The sequence below is a fragment of the Sporosarcina sp. Y1004 genome (genome assembly GCF_057669665.1).
Genome location: NZ_JBYHFQ010000015.1, coordinates 70,353 through 89,026, shown reverse-complemented (window position 1 = coordinate 89,026; position 18,674 = coordinate 70,353). Strand labels below are relative to the sequence as shown.

18 protein-coding genes are annotated in these 18,674 nt (G+C 41.8%); all 18 read left to right on the top strand.

Translation table 11 applies throughout. The features are described 5' to 3' along the window. Positions 1-213 precede the first annotated feature (213 nt). The gene (locus tag AC25Y6_RS11815) at positions 214-507 is read left to right on the top strand and encodes a WXG100 family type VII secretion target (RefSeq protein WP_488140439.1); all 294 of its coding nucleotides are present in this window, start codon (positions 214-216) and stop codon (positions 505-507) included. A 76-nt stretch (positions 508-583) separates the two neighbouring features. Then, positions 584-823 (top strand): ESX secretion system protein YukD, encoded by a 240-nt coding sequence (yukD, locus tag AC25Y6_RS11810; protein WP_488140440.1) that lies wholly within the window; start codon positions 584-586, stop codon positions 821-823. A gap of 13 nt (positions 824-836) precedes the next feature. Further along, positions 837-2,159: a type VII secretion protein EssB gene (essB, locus tag AC25Y6_RS11805; protein WP_488143173.1), complete on the top strand. Its 1,323-nt coding sequence runs from the start codon at positions 837-839 to the stop codon at positions 2,157-2,159. A gap of 34 nt (positions 2,160-2,193) precedes the next feature. Next, a complete protein-coding gene (gene essC / locus AC25Y6_RS11800; RefSeq protein ID WP_488143172.1) occupies positions 2,194-6,675 on the top strand; it encodes a type VII secretion protein EssC in 4,482 nt (1,493 codons plus the stop codon). Next, positions 6,672-9,488 (top strand): type VII secretion protein EsaA, encoded by a 2,817-nt coding sequence (gene esaA, locus AC25Y6_RS11795; protein ID WP_488143171.1) that lies wholly within the window; start codon positions 6,672-6,674, stop codon positions 9,486-9,488. The genes essC and esaA overlap by 4 nt, the downstream gene beginning before the upstream one ends. A gap of 4 nt (positions 9,489-9,492) precedes the next feature. Beyond that, a complete protein-coding gene (essA, locus tag AC25Y6_RS11790; protein ID WP_488143170.1) occupies positions 9,493-10,008 on the top strand; it encodes a type VII secretion protein EssA in 516 nt (171 codons plus the stop codon). Positions 10,009-10,019: 11 nt separating this feature from the next. Then, positions 10,020-10,385: a YwqH-like family protein gene (locus tag AC25Y6_RS11785; RefSeq protein WP_488140445.1), complete on the top strand. Its 366-nt coding sequence runs from the start codon at positions 10,020-10,022 to the stop codon at positions 10,383-10,385. Continuing rightward, positions 10,385-10,687, top strand: coding sequence for a YwqI/YxiC family protein (locus AC25Y6_RS11780; protein ID WP_488143169.1), 303 nt, complete (start codon positions 10,385-10,387; stop codon positions 10,685-10,687). The genes AC25Y6_RS11785 and AC25Y6_RS11780 overlap by 1 nt, the downstream gene beginning before the upstream one ends. Continuing rightward, the gene (locus AC25Y6_RS11775) at positions 10,684-12,138 is read left to right on the top strand and encodes a ribonuclease YeeF family protein (protein ID WP_488143168.1); all 1,455 of its coding nucleotides are present in this window, start codon (positions 10,684-10,686) and stop codon (positions 12,136-12,138) included. The genes AC25Y6_RS11780 and AC25Y6_RS11775 overlap by 4 nt, the downstream gene beginning before the upstream one ends. A gap of 118 nt (positions 12,139-12,256) precedes the next feature. Beyond that, positions 12,257-12,871, top strand: coding sequence for a hypothetical protein (locus tag AC25Y6_RS11770; protein WP_488143167.1), 615 nt, complete (start codon positions 12,257-12,259; stop codon positions 12,869-12,871). Further along, the gene (locus AC25Y6_RS11765; protein WP_488143166.1) at positions 12,828-13,658 is read left to right on the top strand and encodes a hypothetical protein; all 831 of its coding nucleotides are present in this window, start codon (positions 12,828-12,830) and stop codon (positions 13,656-13,658) included. Before AC25Y6_RS11770 ends, AC25Y6_RS11765 begins: the two co-directional genes overlap by 44 nt. Before the next feature lie 368 nt (positions 13,659-14,026). After that, on the top strand, positions 14,027-14,590 hold the full coding sequence (locus AC25Y6_RS11760; protein WP_488143165.1) for a hypothetical protein: 564 nt from the start codon (positions 14,027-14,029) through the stop codon (positions 14,588-14,590). Between the two features lie 71 nt (positions 14,591-14,661). Further along, a complete protein-coding gene (locus AC25Y6_RS11755) occupies positions 14,662-15,039 on the top strand; it encodes a hypothetical protein (protein ID WP_488143164.1) in 378 nt (125 codons plus the stop codon). Positions 15,040-15,405: 366 nt separating this feature from the next. After that, complete coding sequence (locus AC25Y6_RS11750; RefSeq protein ID WP_488143163.1) at positions 15,406-15,789, top strand: hypothetical protein; 384 nt, start codon at positions 15,406-15,408, stop codon at positions 15,787-15,789. Between the two features lie 211 nt (positions 15,790-16,000). Further along, entirely contained in the window at positions 16,001-16,558 is a 558-nt protein-coding gene (locus tag AC25Y6_RS11745; RefSeq protein ID WP_488143162.1) for a hypothetical protein, read from the top strand. 57 nt (positions 16,559-16,615) lie between these two features. Continuing rightward, the gene (locus AC25Y6_RS11740; protein WP_488143161.1) at positions 16,616-16,867 is read left to right on the top strand and encodes a hypothetical protein; all 252 of its coding nucleotides are present in this window, start codon (positions 16,616-16,618) and stop codon (positions 16,865-16,867) included. 170 nt (positions 16,868-17,037) lie between these two features. Beyond that, on the top strand, positions 17,038-17,652 hold the full coding sequence (locus tag AC25Y6_RS11735) for a hypothetical protein (RefSeq protein ID WP_488143160.1): 615 nt from the start codon (positions 17,038-17,040) through the stop codon (positions 17,650-17,652). A gap of 323 nt (positions 17,653-17,975) precedes the next feature. Next, a complete protein-coding gene (locus AC25Y6_RS11730) occupies positions 17,976-18,650 on the top strand; it encodes a hypothetical protein (RefSeq protein ID WP_488143159.1) in 675 nt (224 codons plus the stop codon). Positions 18,651-18,674 lie beyond the last annotated feature (24 nt).

Below are 18,674 nucleotides of genomic sequence, written 5' to 3'. Positions count from 1 at the left end.
AAGCGTCCGCTCGGAACGGAAATCAACGGGATTGAAGGAAGTCGGACTTTTTCAGTGGCTTCCCTAATCATCACCGAATACTAAAAGGAGGTGATGCATCAAAATTTGTCGCGATGAAAAAGGAAGTTTCTGTATCGTAATGAGAAATTGTCATTATTAATACAGTGATTTTATAAATGCACTAAAATTCGATCAAAAAGGGAGATGTTTTGAATGTCAGGAATTATTCGCGTAACACCAGCAGAACTGGAAGCAATGGCATCACGCTACAACCATGAATCAGGGGAGGTTGCTTCACAAATCGGCCGTTTGGACGGAATGATTGGTGAATTGCAATCGATGTGGGAAGGGGCTTCTAGTGCAGCGTTTGCTGAACAATATGAGCGCCTTAAGCCAAGTTTCAATGAAATGCGTGAATTGCTAAGCGAAGTCGGCGTACAACTTAGCCGTGCAGGACAAGCTTTGCAAGACGCAGATCAGCAAATCGCAGGACAAATCCGCGGTTAATCGTACAGCGTCAGAAAATAGTGGAGCGTCATTCCCTCATAGGAAGGCGCTCTTTCCTTCATTGAGGTGAATAGGAATGTATATCGAAATTACTGTAGATCTGTCAAATTATCAAGGGGATGTCATCGACCTGCGATTATCAGACTATTATACAATGAAAAAGATGATAGATATTGCTTGGCAGGCCAATTCGATTTCAAAAGATCCACGTGAAGGTCATTGGATTCGGGTGGTTAATAAAGATAAACGATTTCCGGGGCATTTAACGCTAGCACATTGTGGAATCACGACAGGTGACCGTATAGAAATCATTTGAAGGAGTCAATAAGATGGCGGAAAAAGGACATACATATTTGAAAGATTTAATCGGCGCGGAGATCAATGAGGAAGAGAACAAAAGCACCTTCGTCTTCCAAAAAGAACGAATCGGTTTGAAAAGTAGTAATGAAATTCTCTTTTTACAAGAAGTAAGTCCTGAGATTGGTAAAGAGATTACCAGTACAGATGATGAATTGATCATCCAGGCAACGATTCCAAGTTCGTTGAAACGATTTAGTGAAATTCATTCGGAAGAAGTAAGGTCAAGATGGATGTTTGCGCATCAGCTTGTAACGAACGTCGAAGCGCATCCGTATCCCCGTCTCAATCTAGTCGTCAGTCCGGAAAACATTGTTTACAGTAAAGGAATGACGCCGGTCTTCATTTATTACGGTGTGATGGGCAGTTTGCCGCCATTTGGAACAAATAAAGAGCGCGTCTGGCTGGAAACAAAAGCAGCGGTGGCCGCGGCAGTAGATGATTCATTCACATTTGAAGATTTTTTAAAGTATAACGAGGTCCTGGAGTTGAAAGAGGTCGGCGCGAAAGTAATGACCATGCCAGACAGTCAATCCTTGCTAGATTTTATTGAACAGCAGCTTGAGCTGTTGGAAACGAAAGAGACAACGATTGTAAAACTTCCGCGGAAAAAATGGAAAATGGCAAAATGGACATCAATCGGACTTAGCGTGCTACTGATACCCGCACTTCTATTCGCAATACTATACTTACTACACGAAAAGCCGAAAAACGAAGCGTACATCGATAGCCATGAATATTTTTTACTACGGAATTACAGTGAAGTTGTCACCGTGTTAAGCCCTTATAGCATCAAGCCAATGCCTTACGTGATGCTCTATGAACTGGCGTATTCATTCGTAACCAATGAAAGATTGGACGAAGAGCAGAAAAAGAATGTGTTGTCTAACATTACATTGCAGACGGATACGGACTACTTAAAATACTGGATCTATCTAGGTCGTGGAGAAGCTGCGGATGCCGTGGATTTGGCCAGGTCTATGGAAGACGGCGAGCTCATTGCCTTTGGATTATTGAAAAGGCGCGAAGAAATTCAAGCGGACCCAGATCTAACAGGAGAAGAGAAACAATACCTCTTGGAAGAAGTGGACACTGAAGTTGATGCTTATGATGAGTTAATGGAGCAAGAGGAAGAAAATGCAGCAAAAGAACAAGAAGCTGAAGAAGCGGCGAAACAAACTGAAGAGGAAGAAAAACAAGCTGAAGAGAAAGCAAAAGCAGCTGAAGAGAAAGCGAAGCAAGTAGAAACAGAGAAACAAGTAGAAAAAGCGAAGGACAAAGAAGCAGATTCCTAAGCTTCAACTCGAATTATAAAAAGAAGGTGTGCATGTGCTACAACTATGGGTGTTTTACGGGGAGAATTATCAGCGTATCGATCTACATGAAAAAGAATTTACGTCTCTAACAATCGGACCCGACATCGAAAATGATGTCACGATTCGGTCTTTCCCCTTTAAGTCAGGTCCTTTTACCGTGGCAAAAGACGAGGGCGGCTTCACGGTGCGAGACGGTGCTGATTACGTAGGGTTGCTAACACCTGAAGCGAGTTTATCCATTGAGCAAAAAGAAATGGAACTGGTTTTGTATGTGGTGACTACGCCTGTAACTTCTAAAACGTACTATCTCGATTTTGAAAATGAAGTTTCCTTTAATAGATTACATGACACGGCTACGTTCAATCGAGATGAAACCCGTTTTCCTGAAGCGGAGCCCGGTCAATTTTCATTGAACAAAACAGCAAAGGGCTGGATTATTAAAAAGAATTACAGTTGTCCTTTGTATGTTAACGGCAAAAAAGAGGACATCAATGAAGTGCTTCAAATCGGGGATGTGCTTCAATGGGCATTCATGGAAATGAAGTTAATTGAACAAGATATTTTAGAAGTCACTTCTGCGATTTACTACACTACCCATCTATCAGAAATCGATGTACCGACATCTGAAATTGTCTCTATGTATCCTGATTATAGACGGACGCCGCGAATGATTTATGATCTTCCGGAAGAAAAAGTATCGTTGTCATTTCCGGCGCAGGAAAGTGATGATTCGGGTCGTGGGTTATTGCTCATAATTGCACCACCTCTTGTGATGCTTATCGTCATGGGACTCGTTGCAATCTTAATACCACGCGGAATCTTCATCATCATTTCCATTTCAATGTTTTTAATGACGCTCGTTACATCGACTGTTCAATTTTTCAAAGATCGAAAACGCCGTAAGTTAAATGAAGCGAAAAGACGCCGTGTGTACGCAGCCTATTTGCAAAATATGCGCGAGGAACTTTATACGCTTTCCACGAAACAGAAGGAAGTGCTTGATTATCATTTCCCTCCATTTGAAGAGATGAAACAAATGACTGATCAGTTGTCGGGAAGGATTTGGGAGAAGGCGCTGGATAGTCACGATTTCCTAGAATTCAGACTGGGTACGGGACAAGTCCCAGCGAGTTACGCGATTTCGCTTTCATCGGGAGATTTGGCGAATCGGGAAGTCGATGATTTGCTCGAACAAGCGCAGCGGATGGAGAGTGTTTACAAAGAAATTCCGAATGCCCCCATTACTGCTCGTTTATCAGAAGGAATTCTCGGGATTGTCGGAAAAGAATCGGTTAGCAAGCGTGCATTGAATCAGATTGTGGGTCAACTCGCTTTTTCACATAGTTATCATGACACGAGATTCATTTATATCTTTAAGAATAAGGATTACAAAGACGTTGAATGGATGAAGTGGCTGCCGCATTTCCAATTGCCGAATATGCATGCGAAGGGGTTAATCCATAACGAGGAGACCCGTGACCAGTTGCTATCATCGCTTTATGAAATCATTCGCGAACGCGATATAGATGAAATGAAAGGGAAAGTGAAATTTACACCTCATCTCGTTTTCATTGTATCCAACTACCCGTTAATCGCGGAGCATGTTATTTTGGAGTATTTGGAAGGGAAAAACAATGCGGATCTCGGTATTTCCGTGATCTTTGCAGAGTCCGCACAAGAACGTATGACGGAGAACGTCCATACACTTGTACGTTATGTCAATGAGCGGGAAGGGGATATCCTTATTAATGCTGGGAAGGCAGTCAATACACCCTTCCAGCTTGACGATAATGACCGCTCGACGAATGAGCGCTTTGCCCGCATGTTGAAAACGCTCAACCATCAAATCGGCATGAAAAATTCAATTCCTGATACAGTCGCTTTCCTAGAAATGTTCGGTGTGAAGGATGTTGAAGACGTTCCGATTGCGCGCAACTGGCTGACCAATGAATCAGCGAAGTCACTCGCGGTTCCGGTTGGTTTCAAAGGGAAAGAAGAGCTCGTCCACTTGAACCTGCACGAAAAAGCACATGGTCCGCACGGCTTGCTAGCGGGGACGACGGGTTCCGGGAAGAGTGAATTTCTTCAGACCTTTATCTTATCGCTAGCCGTTAACTTCCATCCTCATGAAGTCGCGTTTCTGTTGATTGACTATAAAGGCGGCGGGATGGCACAGCCCTTTAAGCATATCCCCCATCTGTTGGGCACAATCACCAACATTGAAGGCAGTAAAAACTTCAGTATGCGCGCACTTACTTCTATTAATAGTGAACTGAAACGCAGGCAGCGTCTTTTCGACCAATACGTTGTCACGCATATCGATGATTACACGACGCTTTATAAAGAAGGAAATGCATCGGAACCCTTGCCGCATTTATTCCTTATTTCAGATGAATTCGCAGAGTTGAAAAGCGAAGAACCTGAATTCATCCGCGAGCTCGTCAGTACTGCCCGTATCGGACGAAGCCTCGGTGTCCATCTCATTCTGGCTACACAAAAACCAGGTGGCATCATCGATGAGCAGATTTGGAGTAATGCCCGTTTCCGTGTCGCTTTGAAAGTACAGGATGCATCGGATAGTAAAGAAATTTTGAAAAATGGCGACGCAGCCACGATCACCCAAACGGGCCGCGGCTATTTACAAGTTGGGAACAACGAAGTGTATGAATTGTTCCAATCCGCTTGGAGCGGCGCGCCGTATATGGAAGAGACGCTAGAAGGGGAAGATGACATTGCGATTGTCACGGACCTCGGTCTCTATCCGCTGTCTGGCATTGAAACAAATGTCAGCAAGAAAAAGAACAGTTTAACCGAAATGGAAGCTGTCACCGCCAAAATTGCACAGACGCAAGAAGAACTATCCATTCGTAAACTGGCCAGTCCATGGTTGCCGCCACTGCCACTGCGCATTGAAAAACCGAAAGATGCGTTTCCGAGGCTAGGCAGTTTCCCAGTCGGTATGATTGATGAACCAGAAAAACAAAGTCAGACGCCCATTGATTATGACTGGATGAAAGACGGCAATCTTGGTGTTTTCGGTTCTTCAGGCTATGGAAAGTCATACACGTTACTGACGACACTTATGGGCATTGCTGACAATCTGCCGCCAAGTGAAGCGAACTTCTACATTTTGGATTATGGAAATGGCGCACTGCTTCCGCTTCGTCAATTGCCACATACGGCAGATTATTTCACTATGGACGAAGAGTTGAAACGTGAAAAACTGATCAAAATGATGAAAGACGAGATATCGAAAAGGAAAATCGCCTTCCAGCAAGCGGAAGTCAGCAATATTACGATGTACAACGAAGTAGCAAGTCACCGTTTACCGCTCATCTATTTGGTTGTCGATAATTACGATATCATCCGTGAGGAAATAGAAGAACTCGAAATGCAGTTGATCCAATTCGGCCGGGATGGACAGTCGCTGGGTATTTACCTCTTCGTCGCTGCGACAAGGGTTCAATCGGTCAGACAATCGCTTATGAATAATTTGAAAACGAAAGTGGTTCATTATTTGATGGATTCCACAGAATCTTTCACAGTCATTGGGCGCGTACCGTTTGAACTGGAGCCGTTCCCTGGAAGAGCGATTGTGAAGAAAGAGGATGTGTATTTTGCACAAATGATTCTCCCTGCGCCTGGGGAAAATGACTTCGAAGTACTGGAAGCCATAAAAGGGAAAGCTCGAGAATTGAAAGAGTACTACCGCAACGATGACCAGCCTCAATCGATTCCGATGTTGCCGCTTGAATTGACGTCAACCATTTTCCCGTCCTTCATTCAGGCAGAAAAACAAGTAGGTGTTGTGCCAATTGGTTTGGATGAAGAAAGCGTGCAGCCTGTAATGATTGATTTCAAGAAAAACCGCCATTGCCTCCTCGTGGGCCAAGTCCAACGTGGGAAAACGAATACGTTGAAGTGGATTCTTCAGACACTACTAGAACAAGACGCTGGTTTCATCGCCATCTTCGACTCATTCGACCGTGGTCTGTCACTATTTGCCGGCGAATCAAAAGTCGACTACTTGGAAACGAAAGAACGTCTCGTCGAGTGGATCGCACAGGTTGAACAATTCTACGTTCAAGCAGAAACAGACTATCTTGAATCAGTAACAGCAGGACAAGGAACCTTAGAAATAATGCCTTCCTATTTTATCATCGATGGCTACACAAGGTTCTTACAAGTCGCAGATAGTGGGATACAAGACCGTTTATCGAAACTGATGAAAAAGTATTCACACTTAGGATTCAATGTCTTAGTCTCTGGAAATAACGCAGAGATTACAAAAGGGTATGACGCATTTACGAACGAATTGAAACTCGTTCGCCAAGCGCTCATCTTCATGAAGAAATCGGAACAGACTTTATACACAGTCGCTTACGAGCGTAAAGAAGCGGAACTTCCGTTAGGATTCGCTCATTACATTTTGAACGGCAATGCCGCTAAAATTCAAATCCCGTTATGTAAGATTGAAAGGAAGATTCTGCAATGACAACCAATAAGAATATGAAGATGATTAAAATGATTGTGGGAATTGTGCTCATCGTGGCGCTTCCGATTCTTTTCTTCCAGCTCCTTGGCGTCAATCTCTTAAACGCTGACAACTCAAATAAGCGGGTTATTGCGATTGTCAACGAAGACCAAGGCATGTCAAAGGATGACGAAAATGTCGCAATGGGTGAAGAAGTCGTTTCCATTCTCGGGGAAGATTCACCGTATGAATGGAAAGTAATGAGTCGTGGTACTGCCGTTAACGGATTGAAATCGAATCAGCATGAGGCAATTGTATTCATCCCATCAGACTTTTCGGATAGCATCATGTCTTACGATCAACAGAATCCGGAAAAAGCGGAATTTTCTTATCAGGTACAGCCTCAAAAAGCGGGTACTAAAAAGGAAAAAGTGCTGCATGAAATTGAAACGGCTACAAACCGTGTAAACGATAAAGTGTCGACACTGTATTGGAGCTATATTGCACAAGAAATGGATCATATCAAACAAGAGTTTAATAATATCTTAGGTAAGGAAACGGAATTTCTCACTGCAATGTCCGACTACTACAAACCGGGTTCTGAGAAACTAGCAGCAGAGATGAATCTTCAGAAAGAACAGATGGACGTTTTACGTACTGCCATGAGTGATGCGAATGAAGGACATACGACCCGAATTGAAAATGCAGATTCGTTCGGGCAACAAATGGACGGTTTCATAACTTATGTACAGCAGTATAAAGATTTCCAAGCAAATCAGAAAGACATTCTGCAAACAGTCCAAAATGACAGTCTGGCTAAGATTCACGCAGCTGCTGCCAACCAATCAAACCAATTTAACCAATCGGTTCAAACACTTAAAGACAGTAACGAACATTTAAACGGCAAAATTCAAAAAGTGAATAATATAATTGACGTCAACAAAGAGAAATTCGACGCACTGTCCGACCTACGAAAAAGCGAAGTCGATCGGCAACTGAAAGATCTCCTCGTCGTACAAGGAACAGCGATTGACCGTTATAATAATTCCATTTTACGCAATTTAGAAAATGGCATTGCAAATGGGAAAAACGGTTCCACAGAAGGAACCTCTAACCCATCTGCTAAAGAAGCACAGATGCTTGCGGTAAAAGAAGAAATGGATCGTAAAGCAGCTGCTCAACTGGCGTTGGTACTACCAGGTCTAGAAGAAGAACAAACGAAAGTCAACGCAGTTCTAGCAGCACTTTCTACTATGAAAGCAAATGTGGCTGCAACAGATCCCGAGTCAGCACTCATCGGCGAACTGACGAATCTTGAAAACGAACTTTCATCCATGAATACAATTCTGTCCGAAAAAGAATCAATCTGGAACAGTTCCAAAAAAGAGGGTGTAGATAATTACGTCAAAGCATCCGCTGACTATAATGACTTGATTGGCAATTACAAAGTATTGTACGGCGAGTATGACACCGTTCAACATCTAGTGAAGTCCAACCCTACAGATACGGCGCAAATATTAATCGAAATCAAAGAAAAAGAAGCTTCTCTTCTTAAACACAACAGTTTATCAGCTGATCAACGAAATCGATTGGGAGAAACATTTGCAAAAGGTGCTGCCAGCAAGGATACACCGGCACTGCTGTCCTATTATGCAACGCTTGAACAATTTGAATTCATGCTCGATGAACAAGGGCAAAATACCCTGAAAGATGGCATTCTGAAAGATGAAATCTTAACAGCATTATTGAAAAACGTTGTTGACCTGAACGAAACAGAACTTGAAGGCTGGGACGCAGTGGGGGGAAGTATCCCTGAAACTGAAATCGGCATGAGTGATTTGAGTACAACGTTTGCTGCCATCATGTCCGGCCATAAAGAAACTGTGGAAGAGCAGCATGCTGCGTTATTGACTGAATTGAATTTGATTGATGAGCAGGCAAATCTCCTGCTGAGTCAAATTCAAGAAGCGTCAGGAGAACCAGTTCCCTCAACAACTGAAGGGGAAGTGGCAACAGGACAAAGGGAAGTGAGCAATCAGCTTGTTGCGCTAAGCGGCATGATGAATTCACTATCCGACAGACAAAATGGCCTTGTCAACTATGCCAATGATTTAACTGTCAAAGCAGACGATATTAAAGCTACATCCACCGAATTCAGCGATAAATGGGAAACAAATGTGGGTGCCATGTCCGAGTTCGATACGGATATTCAAGACTTCTTAGGTAACACCTATGTGGACGGTCAAGAGAATGGCTATGTCTTTAATCACTTTGTTAATCCACTGCAAGTCAAAGGGGAAGCCGCATTTTCGGATGAAGTGCAAAAAGTGCCGCCCGTCATTCTATTCCTCATTCTGTTAATGAGCAGTTTGCTAATCGGTTTCTTCACGTACCGCATTAAAGAAGGACCCATCGGTTTCCGTCTCGGAATGACTGGAATTCTTTCGTTGCTCGTAGGGCTAATCATTAGCTTGTATAGCATCAATATGTACGTTCTAAACGACCAACGTGCAGTCCAGTGGACCATCTTCACGATTCTACTGCTTCTTGCTGGTAGTGCGATTATCCGTGCAGCACTGGAGATTGGACAAACGGCAGGGTGGATAGCAAGTGTTGCTTTGATGAGTTTGTACATCATTCCTTTACTCATTCTCGCTGTCCCAGAATTGAATATTCCTGATATTTTATCGACAGTTTATATGTCCATAAGATATGAACCTGAAACAAGTTTCATAGGAGGTTCAATCGTGACTGGCCTCGTTGCAATTGCGATGCTCGCAGTCTCCTATTTAATCAGCAACTATAAAAAGAATGAAATTGTAACGGAAGATTAGGCCTATGAAGAACAAAATAGGGGGCTTATTGCTTCTAACGCTGCTACTCTTTTGGACTGTTGGAGCGGCGAGTGTTCTGGCGTCGGCTGAGGATGAACCCAATCTCGATTTGGAACCAGTCATTTATGAGAAACTAAAATTCAAAAAAAACACCGATTATTTGCATGACAGTAAAAAAGTTGAAATGAAAAACACCATTCCGACGAAACAGTTCGATATCTACTTTGACGGAAGAAAGAAATTACCGAAAAGAAGCGACGGCTCCTCTCTTTTCAGGACTTCAGAACGTGGAGAGAAAAGTACTGTCGCAGTGAAATCAGCTGAACTCAATCTTTTCACAAAGACAGAAGTTGCTAAAAACGAGCGATCGCCTGTAGACAGCATTGAAGAGGAAACTGCCGGCAATATTACGCGGACCATTATTCTACTTGCCATCATTGCGGCCGGCCTCGTTGTTGTATTCACGATTTTCTTACCGAAGCTGGTCAATGCACCAGACGGCAGTAAACCCACAGGATAGGAGGAAAAAGCTTGCTTGCATATTACATCGCCCTGTTAAAGAAAAAACAAGAGGATTTGAGGCGGCTCATTGCCTGCCAAACAACCTTAACAGGAAAACAATCGGAATTTCAATCGCATGAACAAAAGTGCCTACAACCCGAGCTATCGGCAACAACATGGCATGGCACGCTCGCCACGGCTTTCCAAGACATTCGCGAAGCGGGAATCCATACACCTTACCTGGAAATCGTGGGAACCCAGTTCACGAACGTATTCACTGCAATTACGGATAAAATAAATGCGCTCATTGCTGAAATCGCTTCAATCGAAGCAACCATTGCGAGTTTACGGGCGGCGGAAGAAGCCAGGGCAAGAGCAGAGGAGGCACAAAGATAATGTCTACCGAAGTAAAAATAGTATACGCAGATGTTGAAAGCAAAATAGCAGAAATGACGCTTGCGGCCACGTCACTGAAACCAACAGCAGAACCGCCGATTACAGGAAATACGTTGGATGTCGTGACAAAATTGACGGAGCTCTCAACCAAGCTAGAAACGCTCCTAACAAATTACCAACGGGTGCTCCAAGCGAATATCGCAACGACCACGAATTCAGTGCAATTCATGAGCGAATCCGACGAAACAGTTGCATCGGGTATGCAAAACACACTGTCTGGACCGAAGAAGGTGACCCAATGAAGGTACTGGACGTTGGCCCGTTTGAAGAAGGGTTGCAGAAGAACATTTCGATGCTCGATCGTTTGGAAGGTGAGATGAAAGCAATCGAGACTGCCGTAGGGGCGTTAGTTGGACTGGATGATTCTCTCAAAGGGCAGGGCGGTGACGCAATTCGGGCATTTTACAACGATTGTCACATGCCGTTCTTGCAATTTTTTGCAACGTTTAACACAGCGTACAACAGCGCACTGACTCAAATGAATTCAGCGCTGGATACGCTGGAACCGGCTTCGAATGGTTTCATCCAAGAAAGTTTTCTCGACGCCGACGTGAAAGATGGACTGACAACGATTGACGACTTAACGCTTACAATGACGGACGAAACCAATGGTATCATGGATGAAGTCCGTGATATCGTCGCCCTACCGCATTTGGATGACAGCGAAGTGCATGAAGGCGTGAAAAGTGCACAAACGAAGCGTGAGAAAACAATTACCGATTTGAATGAATTCGATGCAACACAGACGATAGCGTTGACGCTGATTGAAGCCGCTATTGTTAATATGGAAGTATGGGTAGCTGATATTGAAGGATTGATGGCAGAAGGACTGACCGCTATTAATTTCCCAAGGGAAGCTTGGAATGCAGCTCAAGAAAATGCACCTATCGCAAAACTTCACCATCAACAACAACAAGATGCACTAAGTCAAAATCCGCGCGTCAAGGAAAATGGAGTAGACGTTGCAAACCCAAGTTATAGTGAAGATAATTTGTGGACTGATATTGCAGGAACAGTGGGCCTGAATATAAATGACTGGCAAGAAAAGCCGATTAATGCCGCTGCAAGCTTGGCGATGTTTGGCAATTCAGGCTATCAAGCAGCAAAAGATATCAATTTGGCTGCCAAAGGATTTGGAATTACCCGCGGTACTAGAGTATATCCACGTGGAGATAGAAGAACCATAGTGAAAATAACTGAACCACAATTAATCGGTGTTAGGAGGAAGATATATCGGCATAGAGATGCAGAGAATTATACGAAGATCTTCCGCCGTGTAGATCCGATGACGAATGTGAAAGAATCCTTCAAGTTTGCAGGGAACAAGATCGGCTATCTCGGCATTGCTACAACTGTAGGCGGAGATATCTATCATGGCGTCAACAATGGCGAGTCTACTAGTGAAATTGCTGGTAATGTGACTGGAGACGTTGCTGTTGCGGGAGCATCGATTGCAGCTTCTGCATGGGCAGGAGTTCAGATGGGAGCAGTTGTTGGTGTGGCAGGTGGACCTCTTGGCGTTGCAGTTGGGGCAGTAGTTGGTCTTGTTGCAGGTGTAGTAGTAACTGCATTCCTTAGTGAGTTTAAAATTATGGATGTTGACAATGATGGAGAAGCGGACTCAATTGGTGATGCTATAAAAAAAGGCACAACAGGCATGATAGATGGTATTTCTTCATGGTTTAAAGGATAGGGGCGAATCTAAAATCGAAAAAAAAGTGATTGATGAGGTTACGTTGTCTTATTTAAGATTCCAAATTCCTCAAGAAAACAGAAAGAATATTATTGTGTTCTTTTCCATTTTTCTATACGTGGCTGGAATGATTCCAATCATTGCTGTACCATTCTCAGCCCTGTACTTTACTATAGCAATTGTACCCATTATTTTAATCCAGATATGGGCATTGCTTTATTTAATTGCCCCCTACAAGTTTGAGAAGTCCTATTATCTCTTCTTCGGGATATACGGGGTAGTCAATACGTTTGTCTATTTCTTAGCAATACAAAAATTACTGTATCTCCATTTAGAATCAGTAGGAAAAACTCCTTTTATTATTGGATTTATACTGTTTATCGGCTTATTGGTATCGATAAACTGGCTTAATATAAAGGCACTTTACTCAGGAACGTACCATAAAATGCAACAGATGAAGAGTATTAACGTTCGTTATTTATCATTTGCGGGAATAGGATATGTAATTGCCCAACTCATATTAACATTCGTCTACAGTGAATCTGCAAAAATGATAATTTTCATAGTATTACTCTCACTATTATCACTATTCACGGCTTATTTTACAGTCTACATTCACCGATACTATTATATTAGTGAAAATATGGATCTCGTAAAACAGGTATACCCCTCTTTTGGTTTACCACTGAATGAAAGACAAGACGAATCTAAAAAAAGTAAGAGAAGGAAGTGAAGATATGATTCCAGAGTTTACGGAAAATGATATTTTCGTTATGTTGCAAACGCTGAATACAAAGCAAATCATCGGTTTTTCCAATCCATTTATAGCGTTAACAAAACAGGAAATAGAAAAGGAATGGGAGAAAACGTATAAGAAACTTCATCTTCGTGGGCTTGTTAACCTCGTCGACGGTGAAGTTAAGTTAGAGGAAGTGTTCGCCAATGCGCTCTGGATTATGTCCAGAACGAATTTGACTGTGGAAATTATAACGGATGGAAAAAAGAAAAACGTATTCTATTTTGGTACAGAGAATGTAGTCGAATGCTCTAAAACTTTGGGAAATAATTACACGCTCTATATGCACGGGGCTCCTGACGACACATGGAATGGCGTCATCTATCCACGTATGCTTGCTGGCGTTGAAAAACAACACGCGCAAATGAAGGATAGAATTCTTATTACGACATCCATGTATAATACATGCGTGGAAAAAGATTTGGTTTTGGATACCGGTGAACTAGAGCCATTTAATGAAAGTCGTAATTTGACCAGCATAACTAAAAAGTTGAATCATTCCATTAAAAACAAGATACATAACAGCCGTTTGATGATGTTTTATAAAGAAGATAGTAATTGGTCGATTGAAGGATTACATATACTCACATCACCAACAGGCAATTGGACATTTAAAATGATTAATGAAAATGAAGTGGAATTGCTAGAAGGAAAAAACAGTACAAATAGTGAAATAATTAAGGAAATATTGGATGTCATGCGCAGGGCAACGAAAAGTGCATGAACACTTGAATAGATAATCTTATTAAAATGTTGCAATCCTCGTTGGGGTGCAACATTTATTTGTTGGCTTGTGGTTGACCGCCCGCTCGAAGCTCGCTGCGGACCGCCCGTATATCGGGAGAGACCGCCCGAAGCTCGCTGTGGACCGCCCGTATATCGAGAGAGACAGCCCGAAGCTCGCTGTGGACCGCCCGTATATCGAGTGAAACCGACCAAATCCAGCGACTGACCGCCCATAAAACCAAGCCAGTAACTAAGTCGTAAAAAGGTTGGAAATACAAATCGTTACCTGCAATATAATTCTTTGTTTCTATAGTAAATCAACAGATTATCAACAGTAATTTTAATTCATGATGGGAGAGTCTCGAAATGAAGAAGCTACTTGGAATTTTACTCATTGCAATACTATTAGTGGGGTGTAATGCCACCAATGACGAACAACCGAAGACAGGAGATGAAGAAAACGTGAAAAAAGATACAGAGCAACAAGCACTTTCAATGCAAGTATTGAAAGCGGACGAGGAAAATGGCGTCACGTTGGAAGAAGAGATGTATCAACAATTGTCCGGACTTGTAGAAGCCAATCCCGACATTGGGGTTGCGGATGACTTTAGTATTCATGCAATTGACCTTGTAGAAAAGAGTGCAGGTGAGAGTGTCATGTTATTTTTAGGGATTAACCGGTTGGAAAAAGGAATCAAAAATATTACGTTAGAATACACGTTGGGCGTTGAAACGGAGGGTACTGTAAAATATGTATTCAACCGTGAAAAAGTAGACCTATCCGAATCATTTGCAGGCGTTATTCAGCCAAACCATGCGATTCCATTTACCGTTCCGGTTACGCCAGAAGGGAAAGAACTGCTTCAATTGATGACCGAAGAAAACAAAACTGTGAAAATTGAAAACGCTAAATTTGAATTGGAAAAATAAAAAAAGCGCTACAGCTTTTTACAAAGTTGTAGCGCTTTTATGTTCAGGAAAATTTTGAAGGTCTAGAAAACGTGAAGAAAATAATGAGCAACGTACGGGAAGTATTGAAGCAATCTGCTTCGGAAATAAAGGCGAATTGGAAGGTTAGTCAACTCGTACAAGGAAGAAGTAAAAAGATGAAAATGTATGTATTGGTTTATATGAATACCGGTTTTTTTCTTGTCTACGCAAGTCTTTGTTTTATTTCCATACTTTATATTCTGTTTGGTATCATAGGCGGCACAATCCTAGGAATCACGGAAAGCCCATATTGGTTCTTGTTATTTCTATTGCCAGTAGCCGCGCTGCCATTTTTGTATTTTGTACATAACATGTGGACCCCTTACTATCCTGGTTTTAAAAGAGAATATTTAACAAAGCATTCGATTCAAGTGCGTCAAGAGGAATGAGTTTTTCTATGCATTTCTATTGTGCGGGGAGACTGATGATATAACGAGAGAAACCGCTCGAAATTCGTGGTGGACCGCTCGTATATCGATAGAGACCGCTCGAAGCTCGCTGGGGACCGCCCGTATATTGTGTGAGGCCGCTCGTAGCCTGCGGAGGACCGCCCGTATATTGAGAGAGACCGCTCGAAGTTCGCGGTGTACCGCCCCTATATTGAGAGAGACCGCTCGAAGCTTGCGGTGTACCGCTCATATATCGAGAGCGACCGCTCGAAGCATCGCTGTGGACCGCCCGAATATCGAGAGAAACCGTTATTTTTACTAGGAGAGAACCAGTAAGTCTCAGAAAAGTCACTACTGACATTTACTATGGTGACATTGTCACTTGGAGTCTTGCTTTTCGTTGCTACTGTCATCCGATTTTCTATTTTATTGAGAAAAGGGAAGTATCGCAAGGGCTCGAAACGAGATGAACTTCGAGCGAATTTCGAAAATAAAACGTATATTCCGGCAGCAATTATCGGAAGTACCGCACTTGTGTTTATCGTTCAATTTGCCGTGAGAACTTACAACTTGGCGGATATTGAAGAGGCCACCATAACATTCATTTCTTTCGGTATCTTCTATACAATGATTTTTGTATTGCCCGAGCAGCTCGTCATCTTGTATTGCAAGTTCCGCTTCAAAAGCTTTAATTTCGATAAGAGAGGATATTTGGAATCTGAAGACTCAGCCAAAGGAAGAAAGTTGTGAAATGGAAATTGTCATTCGTTCACTGCAATTTGACAATTGTTTGTGCTATGAAACTAGACAAAAGACTGATGAACATGAAATGAGTCGGAAAACGCCCATATTCGTAGAGGTCAAAGATACGAATGCAAGGCAAACCAATGTGGAGATGTCTGTAGGCACCACTGAAAAAAAGCAACGCGTTAATTTTTGAAATTAGATTGGGAGGATTCACATGAAAAAAATATTATTTTTATTGACAGTAGCATTAGTACTTTTGGCAGGATGTGCCTCGAAGGACGACAATAAACAACTAGGGGCTGAAGAAAAAGTGGATAAAACCGTTGAACAAGAGGCACTTTCGTTACAATTATTGAAAGCGGACGAAGAGGCCGGCGTAACAATTGAAAACAGTGAAGTCTATAAAGAGTTAAATCGAATGATTACAGAAGATGCAGATATGGGACTCGCCAATGATTTCAGTATTAATATTATCGATATCGTGGACAGTGGAACAGAAAACGCATCATTGCTATTCTTAGCCATCAACCGCTTGGATGAACCCATGAAAAACATCTCGTTCGATTATACGTTAGGCCTCGATTCTGGGGAATTCATATGGGAAGGCGTTGAAGTGAACCTTTCCGAAACAGATACAGGAATCATTCAACCAAACCATGCAGTCCCATTCTCCCTCGGCATAACGCCTGAACAGGAAGCACTTATTGACACACTTGAACAGGATAACCAAGTCGTGAAGATGGATAATTTTAAATTTGAATCTGTAAAATGAAGAAAGCGTTGCAATGCTACTTATGATTGCGACGTTTTTAGCTGTTTCGCCTGAATAGTGGATGCGGGCGGTGGAAGCTTGCTGGGGACCGCTTATATATCGCGTGGACCGCCTGTATATGGAGAGAGACCGCTCGAAACTCGCGGTGGAGCGTCCATATATGGAGTGCGACCGCTCGAAGCTGGCGGTGGACCGCTCGAATGTGGATTGAGACCGCTCGTATATCGCGGAGGGCCGCCTGTATATGGATTGAGACCGCTGCTACCCGGCATAACGACGGAGAAATGGATTCAATTGGAGATGCAATGAAAAATTTGTAAAAAACATTAACGATAATGTGTCTTCTTGGTTTAAAGGATAGGGGCGAATCTAAAATCGAAAAAAAAGTGATTGATGAGGTTACGTTGTCTTATTTAAGATTCCAAATTCCTCAAGAAAACAGAAAGAATATTATTGTGTTCTTTTCCATTTTTCTATACGTGGCTGGAATGATTCCAATCATTGCTGTACCATTCTCATCCCTGTACTTTACTATAGCAATTGTACCCATTATTTTAATCCAGATATGGGCATTGCTTTATTTAATTGCCCCCTACAAGTTTGAGAAGTCTTATTATCTCTTCTTCGGGATATACGGGGTAGTCAATACGTTTGTGTTTTTCTTAGCAATACAAAAATTACTTTATCTCCATTTAGAATCAGTAGGAAAGACTCCTTTTATTATTGGATTTATACTGTTTATCGGCATATTGGTATCGATAAACTGGCTTAATATAAAGGCGCTTTACTCAGGAACGTACCATAAAATGCAACAGATGAAGAGTATTAACGTTCGCTATTTATCATTTGCGGGAATAGGATATGTAATTGCCCAACTCATATTAACATTCGTCTACAGTGAATCTGCAAAAATGATAATTTTCATAGTATTACTCTCACTATTATCACTACTCACGGCTTATTTTACAGTCTACATTCACCGATACTATTATATTAGTAAAAATATGGATCTCGTAAAACAGGTATACCCCTCTTTTGGTTTACCACTGAATGAAAGACAAGACGAATCTAAAAATAGTAAGAGAAAGAAGTGAAGATATGATTCCAGAGTTTACGGAAAATGATATTTTCAGGACTGTAACGCTTTTAGTTGTTCAATGGGATATGTAATCGTCCAACTTGCCTTATCACTCCTTTATAGTGAATCAGCAAAAAAACTTTTTTTATAAGATAAGAAAGGATAAGTTATTTCTTCCCAGGTCGGTGTCACCCGGCATAACGACGGAGAAACAGAATCAATTGGTGATGCTATAAAAAGTTGTAAAAAACATTAACGATAGTATTTTTTCTTGGTTTAAAGGATAGGAGAGAACCTAAAATCGAAAAGAAAAAAATTGATAAGATTGCGTTATCTTATTTGAAATTCCAAACACCTAAGGAAAACAGATCGAATATTATTGGGTTTTTCTTAATCTGCTTATATATGACTGGAATGCTTCCAATTCTGGGTGCGCCATTTTCGTTTACTTATTTTATGGCGGCAATTGTGCCGGTAGTTATCCTACAAATTTGGGCATTGCTTTATTTATTCGCCCCATACAAATTTGAGAAGTCCTATTATCTCTTTTTTGGTGTATATGGGGTTGTTAATACATATGTCTATTTTTTAGCATCGCAAAAATTGTTGTATTACAATGTTGGAGCGGTGGGGAAAGTACCTTTTATTATTGGGCTGTTTCTGTTTATCGGATTACTGTTGACGATTAATTGGCTAAATATAAAAGCCCTTTACTCGGGAACCTACCATAAAATGCAACAGATGAAGAGTATCAATATCCGTTGGCTGTCAATTGGTGGGATTGGATATGTGATAGGTCAACTTGTGCTATCACTCCTCTATAGTGATTCTGCAAAAATGCTTTTCTTAGTATTATTACTTTCCTTTGTCTCGATTATCACTGCCTATTTCTCCGTTTATATCCATAGATATTTTTATATTGTTAAAAATATAGATAGTGTAAAGCAGGTTTATCCAGAGTTTGGTTTACCACTGAATGAAAGACAAGACGAATCTAAAAAAAGTAAAAGATAGAAGTGAAGATATGATTCCAGAGTT

What these genes read in the sequence shown, in the direction of transcription:
- AC25Y6_RS11815 (WP_488140439.1), top strand. Translation starts at nt 214, where the DNA reads ATGTCAGGAATTATTCGCGTAACACCAGCAGAACTGGAAGCAATGGCA.
- AC25Y6_RS11745 (WP_488143162.1), top strand. Translation starts at nt 16,001, where the DNA reads ATGAAAAAAATATTATTTTTATTGACAGTAGCATTAGTACTTTTGGCA.
- essB (WP_488143173.1), top strand. Translation starts at nt 837, where the DNA reads ATGGCGGAAAAAGGACATACATATTTGAAAGATTTAATCGGCGCGGAG.
- AC25Y6_RS11750 (WP_488143163.1), top strand. Translation starts at nt 15,406, where the DNA reads ATGGTGACATTGTCACTTGGAGTCTTGCTTTTCGTTGCTACTGTCATC.
- esaA (WP_488143171.1), top strand. Translation starts at nt 6,672, where the DNA reads ATGACAACCAATAAGAATATGAAGATGATTAAAATGATTGTGGGAATT.
- yukD (WP_488140440.1), top strand. Translation starts at nt 584, where the DNA reads ATGTATATCGAAATTACTGTAGATCTGTCAAATTATCAAGGGGATGTC.
- essA (WP_488143170.1), top strand. Translation starts at nt 9,493, where the DNA reads ATGAAGAACAAAATAGGGGGCTTATTGCTTCTAACGCTGCTACTCTTT.
- AC25Y6_RS11765 (WP_488143166.1), top strand. Translation starts at nt 12,828, where the DNA reads ATGAAAGACAAGACGAATCTAAAAAAAGTAAGAGAAGGAAGTGAAGAT.
- AC25Y6_RS11780 (WP_488143169.1), top strand. Translation starts at nt 10,385, where the DNA reads ATGTCTACCGAAGTAAAAATAGTATACGCAGATGTTGAAAGCAAAATA.
- AC25Y6_RS11760 (WP_488143165.1), top strand. Translation starts at nt 14,027, where the DNA reads ATGAAGAAGCTACTTGGAATTTTACTCATTGCAATACTATTAGTGGGG.
- AC25Y6_RS11775 (WP_488143168.1), top strand. Translation starts at nt 10,684, where the DNA reads ATGAAGGTACTGGACGTTGGCCCGTTTGAAGAAGGGTTGCAGAAGAAC.